This window comes from Schaalia canis (assembly GCF_003858455.1).
Taxonomy (GTDB): domain Bacteria; phylum Actinomycetota; class Actinomycetes; order Actinomycetales; family Actinomycetaceae; genus Pauljensenia; species Pauljensenia canis.
Window position 1 is genome coordinate 137,993 of sequence record NZ_RQZF01000009.1, and the last position, 6,943, is coordinate 144,935.

At 57.6% G+C, this 6,943-nt stretch carries 6 protein-coding genes; 5 read left to right on the forward strand and 1 reads right to left on the reverse strand.

Features of this window, described 5'->3' with window-relative positions; translation table 11 throughout:
- Positions 1–105: 105 nt before the first annotated feature.
- Positions 106–1,146 (reverse strand): YdcF family protein, encoded by a 1,041-nt coding sequence (locus EII11_RS08500; RefSeq protein ID WP_124871503.1) that lies wholly within the window; start codon positions 1,144–1,146, stop codon positions 106–108.
- Positions 1,147–1,418: 272 nt separating this feature from the next.
- Here EII11_RS08500 and pflB point away from each other — a divergent pair, with 272 nt between their 5' ends.
- The 5 genes from pflB to EII11_RS08525 all read left to right on the forward strand — a co-directional run bounded on the left by pflB (position 1,419) and on the right by EII11_RS08525 (position 6,707).
- Entirely contained in the window at positions 1,419–3,515 is a 2,097-nt protein-coding gene (pflB, locus tag EII11_RS08505; RefSeq protein WP_124871506.1) for a formate C-acetyltransferase, read from the forward strand.
- A gap of 94 nt (positions 3,516–3,609) precedes the next feature.
- Positions 3,610–3,861 (forward strand): autonomous glycyl radical cofactor GrcA2, encoded by a 252-nt coding sequence (grcA2, locus tag EII11_RS08510; protein ID WP_124871509.1) that lies wholly within the window; start codon positions 3,610–3,612, stop codon positions 3,859–3,861.
- Positions 3,862–3,958: 97 nt separating this feature from the next.
- A complete protein-coding gene (gene pflA, locus EII11_RS08515; RefSeq protein ID WP_124871511.1) occupies positions 3,959–4,834 on the forward strand; it encodes a pyruvate formate-lyase-activating protein in 876 nt (291 codons plus the stop codon).
- Positions 4,835–5,043: 209 nt separating this feature from the next.
- Entirely contained in the window at positions 5,044–6,501 is a 1,458-nt protein-coding gene (locus EII11_RS08520; RefSeq protein ID WP_124871513.1) for an NAD(P)/FAD-dependent oxidoreductase, read from the forward strand.
- A 20-nt stretch (positions 6,502–6,521) separates the two neighbouring features.
- On the forward strand, positions 6,522–6,707 hold the full coding sequence (locus tag EII11_RS08525) for a hypothetical protein (protein ID WP_124871515.1): 186 nt from the start codon (positions 6,522–6,524) through the stop codon (positions 6,705–6,707).
- Positions 6,708–6,943 lie beyond the last annotated feature (236 nt).

Below are 6,943 nucleotides of genomic sequence, written 5' to 3' on the forward strand. Positions count from 1 at the left end.
GGAGAATATCGAGGTCAATAGCAGGGAGTCTAGGCAATCTCGTCCTGCTCATGCGGCAACGTCCATAACGTGGCAGCCTCGATCTTGTGCAGAAGGCAGGGCTGTTCACACTCCCGGGGAGTTGATTGCCAGCAATACAGGAGGCAAGAGCATCAGACCGATCACGATGATATTGAGCCACTTGTGGTCACGAAGGATCGCCACATACTCACGCAAAAGAGCACTGGGCATGTAGTAGCGAGCCGTGGGCGCGCCAATGGCATAGCCGCGCAATCCAACGGTACGCATCAGCAGTGCCGCACGAAAAGCATGATAGGAACTGGTCACCACTGCGCAGCGCCCAAGGCGACCATAGGCAGATAGAACTTTCGCTGAATGCAGCAAGTTCTCTTCCGTAGTTGTGGAGGTCCGTTCCTCGAAAAGACGCTGAGGATCTGCACCCCTGTCTTGTGCCCACTTCGCCATTGCCTCGGCCTCAGACAAGGGTTCGTCAGGACCCTGGCCTCCCGACATGACGAGCAGAGGGCGGCGGCCTCGTGCATCTTCACGATCCACCCACTCCAGGCCGCGGCTAATGCGCCCAGCCAATAGCGGACGAACCACACCATCGGGCACACCTGCACCCAGCACAATCACGGCGTAAACCGGCCCGGCAAAGTGGCGAACACAAAAGCCGTAGATGGCCGAATAGAACAGGTAGGCCACAAGACCATAACCGATCCAGCCGAGGGGAAAAGCGAGGAAGAGGAGGAAAGCCACCACATTAAAAAAGCTCAGTGCAGCGGCGAGGAAGCCTCCCATCACATACGCCAGAATGCCCACCCCAAGGAAAAGGGAAAGCATATGCGCAAGGGCTCTGCCTTCCTTGCGCACCATGGTCACACCGTTGGCGATGAGCAGACCCGCGAGTACACAGATGCCAACAACAGTCACGCCACACAGAAGGAGCAGTATCCACGTTGCCAGTTCGGAGTCCTCAAAGCCTGGGATAGTCGGCAACTGCCCCATAAGAGCGGCGAGAACACTGGAACCAGTCATCAGAGTCACCGTTAGCAGCGCCACTCCAATACGCAGTTTTCGCGGATCGTGGAAGGCGTCAAGAGCTGCACAGATGAGGATGAAAAGTGGCAGAGAAAGAAGCTCCATAGTGGCCTATCGTAGGAGAAAAAGCAGTGGAGCCACTGCATGACAGGGGACATCGGTTGAGCGGGGACTTTCGGCCCAAATGGCATGTGACCGGTCTAGCAATTTCTAGGCTTTGAGAGGTAGGCCATAGGTCCACACCCTTACATTTGATACCCCACTCGCCGGGAAACACGGACAATAGAGATGTCCGCCCAACCGGCGCCACACGGAGGCTTCAACCTCCCCACCGGAGGCCCCACCCACGGGACCCGGAACACCTGAAACGAGGGATCATGACGACAAAGATGAGCGCAACGATCGACACTACCGAAGCATGGGCTGGTTTCGCGCCCGGAAATTGGTCGGAAACCATCGACGTCCGCGACTTCATCCAGCTCAACTACACCCCCTACGAGGGCGACGCCGCCTTCCTAGAGGGCCCCACCGAAAAGACCCTGCGCGTCTGGCAGACCCTCGAGGAAAACTACCTGCGTGAAGAGCGCAAGGTTCGTATCCTTGACGTCGACACCCACACCCCCGCCGACATCGACGCCTTTGCCCCCGGTTTCATTTCCGAAGACGATGATGTCTGCGTGGGCCTGCAGACCGACTCTCCCCTCAAGCGCGCCATGATGCCCAACGGCGGCTGGCGCATGGTTGAAACTGCCATCAAGGAAGCTGGCAAGGAGATCGACCCCGAGGTCAAGAAGATCTTCACCCAGTACCGCAAGACCCACAATGACGCGGTATTCGACATCTACACCCCCCGCATTCGAGCCGCGCGCTCTTCGCACATCATTACCGGCCTGCCCGACGCATACGGCCGCGGCCGCATTATTGGCGACTACCGCCGTGTGGCCCTCTACGGCGTTGACATCCTCATCGCTGAAAAGGAAGCCGATAAGGACGCCGTTGCTGACCAGCCCTTCTCCGAGCACTGGGCACGTTACCGCGAGGAACACTCCGAGCAGATCAAGGCCCTTAAGAAGCTCAAGAAGATGGCAGCCGACTACGGCTTCGACATCTCCGGCCCCGCAAAGACCGCGAAGGAAGCTGTCCAGTGGACCTACTTCGCCTACCTCGCATCGGTGAAGTCCCAGGACGGCGCTGCCATGTCAATTGGCCGTCTCTCAGGCTTCTTCGACATCTACTTTGAGCGCGACCTGGCCAATGGCACCATCACTGAGCGCGACGCCCAGGAGATCATTGACGCCCTCGTCATTAAGCTCCGCATCGTTCGCTTCCTGCGCACCATTGACTACGATCAAATCTTCTCCGGCGATCCCTACTGGGCGACCTGGTCAGACGCAGGCTTTGGTGACGACGGCCGTACCCTGGTGACCAAGACTTCCTTCCGCCTGCTCCAGACCCTGCGCAACCTGGGCCCCGCGCCCGAGCCGAACATCACCATCTTCTGGGATGAGGAACTGCCCGCAGGCTACAAGGATTTCTGCGCGGCAATCTCCATTGAAACCTCCTCCATCCAGTACGAATCTGACGACCAGATCCGTTGCCACTGGGGTGATGACGCCGCTATCGCGTGCTGCGTGTCACCGATGAAGATTGGCAAGCAGATGCAGTTCTTCGGCGCTCGCGTGAACGCCGCTAAGACCCTGCTCTACGCCATGAATGGTGGTCGCGACGAAATGTCGGGCAAGCAGGTTGTGGAAGGCTACGAGCCTATTACCGGCGATGGCCCCCTCGATTTTGACGAGGTGTGGACCAAGTACGAAGAGATGCTGGATTGGGTGGTGGGCACCTACGTTGAAGCCCTCAACATCATCCACTACTGCCACGACCGTTACGCCTACGAGGCAATGGAAATGGCCCTGCATGACTCGGAAATCATCCGCACCATGGGCTGTGGTATTGCCGGCCTGTCGATCGTGGCTGACTCCCTGGCCGCTATTAAGTACGCCAAGGTGACCCCTGTCCGCGATGAAACCGGTCTGATCGTCGACTACATCACCGAGGGCGACTTCCCGACCTACGGCAACGACGACGACCGCGCTGACGATATTGCCGCCACCGTCGTCCACACGGTGATGAGCAAGATCAAGTCCATCCCCCTCTACCGTGATGCCATCCCGACCCAGTCGGTGCTGACCATCACCTCGAATGTCGTTTACGGCAAGGCAACAGGTAATTTCCCCTCCGGTCACCGCGCAGGCACCCCCTTCGCCCCCGGCGCCAACCCCGAAAACGGTGTGGATACGCACGGCATGGTTGCATCCATGCTCTCGGTCGCTAAGCTCGACTACAACGACGCATTGGACGGCATCTCGCTGACCAATACCATCACCCCCCAGGGCCTGGGCCGCACCAAGGAAGAGCAGGTGTCCAACCTGGTCGGCATCCTCGACGCTGGCTTCATTCCCGAAGAAGACTGAGGGCGAGACGGGGCAGACCCCACGCCTTGCCCCACCTCTCCCCCACTCACCTGATATTCCTTACCCAGCCCCATCGAAAAAGGAGATGAGCACAATGGCAACCAAGACCTACGCAGAGCGTCTGGCAGACATGCAGGCAGCACGCGAGGCCAACGGCGGCAACGCAGGCCTCTACCACGCCAACATCAACGTCCTCGACCACGCAACCCTCGAAGACGCTATCGATCACCCCGAGAAGTACCCGAACCTCACCGTTCGCGTTTCCGGCTACGCCGTGAACTTCGTGAAGCTCACTCGTGAGCAGCAGCTCGACGTTCTGTCGCGTACCTTCCACCACTCGGCCTGAGCTGAATCAGACCACGTTTCGTAGGTGCGGGTGACGGGCTCATAACGGGCCTGCCACCCGCATTTGCACCTCACCTCCCATCCCTTTAGGAGCGGTTATGTCTCTTGTCCCTTTGGATGCCCCCACTGTTATGGGTGTTCAAGATTTCCAGGCCCCTACTGCGCGTCTTGCTGGTGCGGGTACTGCGGGTCTAGAAGAGCTGACCGACGTTGAACGTACCGATCGTCTTGCTCAGATGCGCAGCGGTGACCTCGGCTCTATCCACTCCTGGGAATTGGTCACTGCAGTTGACGGACCTGGCACCCGCATGACGGTTTTCGTCTCCGGCTGCCCTTTGCGTTGCGTCTACTGCCATAACCCCGACACTATGGCTATGAAAGACGGCCAGCCCATTGAAACCGCCGAGCTTCTAAAACGCATTAAGCGCTACCGCAAGGTCTTCAAAGCGACCGGCGGGGGTATCACCCTGTCGGGCGGTGAGATCCTCATGCAGCCGGCCTTTGCTGCCAAGGTTCTTCACGGCGCGAAAGAGATGGGGATTCACACGGCCATTGATACTTCAGGCTATCTTGGTGCTGCCTGCAGCGATGAGATGCTCAAAGACGTTGATCTGGTTCTTCTTGATGTCAAGGCGGGGATCCCTGATGTCTATGAGAAACTCACCGGCCGTCAGCTTCAGCCTACGATCGATTTTGGCGACCGTCTTTCAGCCCTCGGTAAGGAAATTTGGGTGCGTTTTGTTCTCGTGCCCGGCTGGACAGACTCTGAAGAGAATATCGAGGCCGTCGCAGAGATCATTACCCGCTGGCCTTCAGTGAGCCGCGTGGAAGTCTTGCCTTTCCACCAAATGGGAATGGATAAGTGGGAGGCCTTGGGTCTGGAGTATGAGCTGAAAGATACCCGCCCACCTTCTGTGGAGGACACCGAAGCCGTCCGGGAACGCTTCCGGGCTCATGGCCTTACAGTGTTGTAGCTCGTGGCGGCCCACAAACAGCACCTTTTCTTTCCTTGACGACGGCGCCACTGTGTAGAGTCTGACGAGGATTCCGACGACACCCTGCCAGCATTATTTGCAAAGTGTCGTATTAAAACTTCTTCGATCTAGTCCTTTTGGCCTATAGTGTGTCTCAGCAGCATGCAAGGATGCGCTGCTATCCATGACTCACAAGAGGTGGTTTTCCCATGGCACGAGTTGTTGTACTCGGGGCTGGCGTGGCAGGACATACTGCTGTCATGCACTTGCGCCGCAAACTCTCTAAGGCCCACGAAGTTGTTGTCGTCACCCCCAATTCTCAATGGAATTGGATCCCATCGAATATCTGGGTGGGCACCGGCAAAATGACAAAGGAGCAGGTTCTTTTCCCTCTCGCTCCTCTTTATGCCAAAAAAGGCGTGATCTATCATCAAGCTCGTGCCGTGGCCATCTATCCTGAGGGGACCGCCGACAATGCCAGTGCCCTGGTGGAAATCGAATACACCTCCCCCGATCGTGCAGGCGAGGTCGAGCGTATTCCCTTCGACTACCTCATCAATGCCACCGGCCCGAAGCTCAAGTTTGAAGCAACCCCCGGTCTGGGCCCTGACAACGGCTATTCGGTTTCGGTATGCACAGCCGCTCACGCTGAGCATGCCTCCAAAGAGCTAGCTAAAGTCATTGAGGCTGCCCGCTCCGGCCAACAGCAGCGCCTCATTGTGGGCATGGGCAATGGCACTTGCACCTGTCAAGGTGCCGCATTCGAGTACGCCTTCAACGTTGAGTTTGAACTGCGTGAAGCAGGGGTGCGCGACAAGTGCGAACTCGTCTACCTCACGAATGAAACCGAATTGGGTGACTTCGGTGTGGGCGGTATGCGTTTCCACCAAGATGGTTTCATGACTACCTCGCAGCTCTGGACTGAGTCAATCTTCCGTGAGCGTGGCGTGAAGGCTATCAGCGGTGCGGCCGTCAAGAAGGTCGTCGAAGGTGGTTTGACCTACGAGACTCTTGACGGAGTGGAGCATGATCTCACCTTCGACTTTGCGATGCTGCTGCCGCCCTTCTCTGGTCATCCCATCAAGGCCTTCAATAAGGCAGGCGAAGACATCACCGACGTGGTTTTTGCTCCCAGTGGTTTCATGAAGGTCGATGCCGATTACTCTAAGACCAACTACGAGGATTGGAGCGCTGAGGATTGGCCGCGCACCTACCAAAATCCGACCTATCCCAATATGTTTGCAGCCGGTATCGCTTTCGCGCCGCCGCACGCAATCTCTCAGCCTCGCAAGAGTGCCACTGGCACTTTGATTGCTCCTGCTCCGCCTCGAACCGGCCAGCCGTCGGGCACTATTGGGCGCGCAGTCGCTGACACGATCATCGATCGTATTAAGGGGCGGAATAAGGCAGCCCACGAAGCACCAATGACGCGAATGGGCGCCGCTTGTGTAGCATCGACAGGTTCAAGTTTCCTCAGCGGTTCTGCTGCTGCCATGGTCATGTACCCCGTCGTTCCCGACTGGAAGAAGTACCCCGAGACTGGGCGCCATCCGCGCCATACTCGTGGTGAAATCGGCCTGTTCGGACACTGGATTAAGTACATGCTGCACCACCTGTTCATCCATAAGGCAAAGGCTCGCCCGGGCTGGACCTTCATTCCTGAGTGACGGGCGAAAAGGAGATTCTCATGTCTGACACAGCACCCACCATTGAAGAGCTTGATCCTGAGCAGGCTGAGCGCATTGCACGCGCACCTTTGCCCACCAAGAGCACGCTGCGCCGTCGCCGCTGCATTCCCATTCAGCTTGTGAAGTTTGCTCTGCTGAATCTGCGCATTATGAGCATCGTGGCGCGCGAAAAGATGGGCCATTAGGAGCACATTCCTATTCCTGCCAGGCCGAAACGTTTGAAGCAGAAGCCTGGCGGGAACAGGCCCAAGTGGCGGCGTTATCAAGCAATGCGTGTGGGGCGGAACCCCGTAAGAAGGTTCCGCCCCACACGCATGTTCAGCAAAGTGTGCCAGAAGGCGAAGCACAGGCAAGTGCGGCCTTGATATGTACGACTTAGTGCACAATGTGCCTGGCACACCATGTACACAATGCACTATGC

Bases quoted from the DNA above. Each gene is read 5' to 3' on its own strand.
- EII11_RS08500 (WP_124871503.1), bottom strand. From the start codon at position 1,146: ATGGAGCTTCTTTCTCTGCCACTTTTCATCCTCATCTGTGCAGCTCTT.
- pflB (WP_124871506.1), top strand. From the start codon at position 1,419: ATGACGACAAAGATGAGCGCAACGATCGACACTACCGAAGCATGGGCT.
- grcA2 (WP_124871509.1), top strand. From the start codon at position 3,610: ATGGCAACCAAGACCTACGCAGAGCGTCTGGCAGACATGCAGGCAGCA.
- pflA (WP_124871511.1), top strand. From the start codon at position 3,959: ATGTCTCTTGTCCCTTTGGATGCCCCCACTGTTATGGGTGTTCAAGAT.
- EII11_RS08520 (WP_124871513.1), top strand. From the start codon at position 5,044: ATGGCACGAGTTGTTGTACTCGGGGCTGGCGTGGCAGGACATACTGCT.
- EII11_RS08525 (WP_124871515.1), top strand. From the start codon at position 6,522: ATGTCTGACACAGCACCCACCATTGAAGAGCTTGATCCTGAGCAGGCT.